The sequence below is a fragment of the Curtobacterium sp. B18 genome, assembly GCF_000333375.1.
Lineage (GTDB): Bacteria > Actinomycetota > Actinomycetes > Actinomycetales > Microbacteriaceae > Curtobacterium.
In genome coordinates this window covers 1-2,896 of sequence record NZ_BACZ01000440.1, presented here as the reverse complement: position 1 = coordinate 2,896, position 2,896 = coordinate 1, and the positions used below count along the sequence as shown (strand labels likewise).

Here is a 2,896-nt window from a genome sequence, read left to right as displayed (position 1 = left end):
AACATCATCGGAGGAGCGATCCTGATCGTCATCGGTCTGCTCATGGTCACCGGCATCTGGTCGGCCGTCATGTCGAGCGTCGGGGCGGTGATCCAGACCTTTGTCCCGGCAGTCTGAACCGTCCCCCGACACCGGAGCGTCGTCGCGGCCGGAACCCGACATCGACGCCGGAACGTCCTCGCGGCCCGAACCCGACATCGACGCCACCGACACCTCGGCGGACCCGCAGCGACCGTCGGACCACGTGGACGGGTCCGGCCCCGAGGCCGCCGCAGGTGGCTCGGGCGACGCCGGGGTGAACCAGCCGAAGCTCGGACCGCTCGGGTACCTCCGCTTCTTCTGGCGACAGCTCACGAGCATGCGCACGGCGCTGTTCCTGCTCATGCTGCTCGCCCTCGCGGCCATCCCGGGCTCGCTCGTCCCGCAGCGCACCGCCGACCCCAACGGCGTCGTGCAGTACAAGTCCGACCACCCGCAGCTCTTCCCGGTGCTCGACAAGCTGCAGGTCTTCGACACCTACACCTCGGTGTGGTTCTCGGCGATCTACCTGCTGCTCTTCGTCTCCCTGATCGGGTGCATCGTCCCGCGCACGAAGCACCACTGGCAGGCGCTCCGCACCCGCCCGCCGAAGACCCCGGTCCGCCTGAGCCGTCTGGCCGGCTACCGCTCGGTCGCCGTCGACGGCGACGGTGTCACCCCGGAGCACGCCGTGACCCGGGCGATGGCGATCCTCAAGCGCTCCGGCTACCGCGTCGAACGGTTCGGCGACTCGGTGAGCGCCGAGCGCGGCTACCTGCGCGAGACCGGCAACCTGGTCTTCCACGCGGCGCTCGTCGGCGTGCTGCTCGCGGTGGGCGTCGGCGGTGGCTTCGGCTACACCGGTCAGCGCCTCCTGGTCGAGGGGCAGACGTTCTCGAACGTGCTCGGCTCGTACGACTCGTTCAACCCCGGTCGCTGGTTCCGGCAGACCGACCTGCAGGGCTACAACTTCACGCTCGACAAGTTCGTCACGAAGTACGAGGAGCGGAACCTCGACGCCCTCGGGCAGGCGCTCGACTACTCCGCCACCGTGACGACCCAGCAGAAGGGCGGCGCGAAGAAGACCAGTCGCCTCGGCGTCAACGACCCGGTGAGCGTCGGCGGCACGAACGTCTACCTGCTGGGCAACGGCTACGCGATGGACGTGACGGTGCGCGACGGCGACGGCAACGTGGCCTTCAAGGACACCGTGCCGTTCCTGCCGGAGGACGCGAACTACACCTCGACCGGCGTCATCAAGGTCCCCGACTCGAAGCCGGACCAGCTCGGCATGGTCGGCTTCTTCTACCCGACGGCCTCGAAGCTCTCGACGGGCGCCTACGCCAGCGCGTACCCCGACGACCAGAACCCGCTGCTGACCCTGCAGGTCTACACGGGTGACCTCGGGCTGAACGACGGCGTCCCGCAGAGCGTCTACACGCTCGACACCAGCGGCCTGCAGCAGATCGCGGGTCGGCAGTCCACGACCGCGAGCGTCGAGCTCAAGCCCGGGCAGACCAAGACGCTGCCGGACGGTGCCGGATCGATCACGTTCGACGGCGTGAAGCGCTACGTGTCGCTCGACGTCCACCACGACCCGTCGCAGCTGTGGGTCGGCGGGTTCGCGGTCCTGTCCGTGCTCGGCCTGCTCACCTCGCTGTTCGTCCCGCGTCGCCGGGTCTGGGTCAAGGTCGTGGAGCGCCCGCGCGGGCGACGGCGTCGAACCGGGCTTCGACCTCGAGTACGCGGGCCTCGCCCGCGGCGAGGACCCGAACCTCGAACGTGCCGTGGCGGACATCGCCCAGCGCCACACGTCGGACCTCGGAGTTAGGATGCCCCAGTGAACGACATGACCACGAACCTCGCGACCTACTCGGTCGTGCTGACGTACTCCGCGATGGCGGTCTACGTCATCGCGTTCATCGCGTTCGCCCTCGACATGGCCAAGCGGGCCGGCAACGTGGCGGCGGCGTCCGACGCGTCGAGCAGTGCCCCCGCGGTCCAGGCGGAGCGGACCGTCGCGACCGTCCAGGGCGGCACCGTCGTCCTCGAGAAGGTCGCGACCACCGATGCACCGTCCGGTCGTCGCGGCACGAAGTTCGAGCGCGTCGGCATGGCGATGACGATCCTCGCGCTGGTGCTGCACGTCGCCTCGGTCGTCCTGCGCGGCATCGCGGCCGACCGTGTGCCGTGGGGCAACATGTTCGAGTTCTCGCTGACCGGCACGGCGCTGATCGTCCTGATCTTCCTGCTCGTGCAGTTCTGGCAGAACCTGAAGTTCCTCGGCGTCTTCATCACCGGCCTGACGATCATCCTGCTGGGCATCGCGACCGTGAACTACTGGGTGCCCGTGGTCCCGCTGCAGCCCGCGCTGCAGTCGTACTGGCTCGTCATCCACGTGTTCGTGGCCATCGCCGGCACGGGCTTCTTCGCCCTCGGTGCCGGCCTCGCCGTGGCGCAGCTCGTGCAGACGTACCGACAGGGTCGGACCGCCTCGGGGAAGCTCCGCTTCATGGAGACGCTGCCGGACGCCGACCGCCTCGAGGTCCTCACCTACCGCGTCCTGCTCGTCGGCTTCGTCCTCTGGACCTTCACGCTCATCGCCGGTGCGATCTGGGCCGAGCGAGCCTGGGGACGGTACTGGGGGTGGGACACCAAGGAGGTCTGGACCTTCATCATCTGGGTGGTCTACGCCGGGTACATCCACGCGCGGGCGACCCGCGGCTGGCGCGGTGCGCGCTCGTCGTGGCTGGCCCTCATCGGCTTCGCCGCGGTGATGTTCAACTTCTCCGTCGTCAACGTCTTCTTCAAGGGCCTGCACAGCTACTCGGGGCTCTGATCACCACCGGTCGCTGACGCGACCACGTGCGGACGGGAG

The 2,896-nt window shown here is 68.9% G+C and carries 2 protein-coding genes; both read left to right on the top strand.

Translation table 11 applies throughout. The features are described from left to right. The first annotated feature begins 244 nt into the window (after positions 1–244). A complete protein-coding gene (gene resB / locus I5E_RS21715; protein WP_307159147.1) occupies positions 245–1,849 on the top strand; it encodes a cytochrome c biogenesis protein ResB in 1,605 nt (534 codons plus the stop codon). Positions 1,850–1,867: 18 nt separating this feature from the next. Beyond that, positions 1,868–2,857 carry a c-type cytochrome biogenesis protein CcsB gene (gene ccsB / locus I5E_RS12035; protein ID WP_031262425.1) on the top strand — a complete coding sequence of 330 codons (990 nt, stop codon included), beginning with the start codon at positions 1,868–1,870 and terminating at the stop codon, positions 2,855–2,857. The last annotated feature ends 39 nt before the right edge of the window (positions 2,858–2,896 follow it).

What these genes read in the sequence shown, in the direction of transcription:
- ccsB (WP_031262425.1), top strand. Translation starts at nt 1,868, where the DNA reads ATGACCACGAACCTCGCGACCTACTCGGTCGTGCTGACGTACTCCGCG.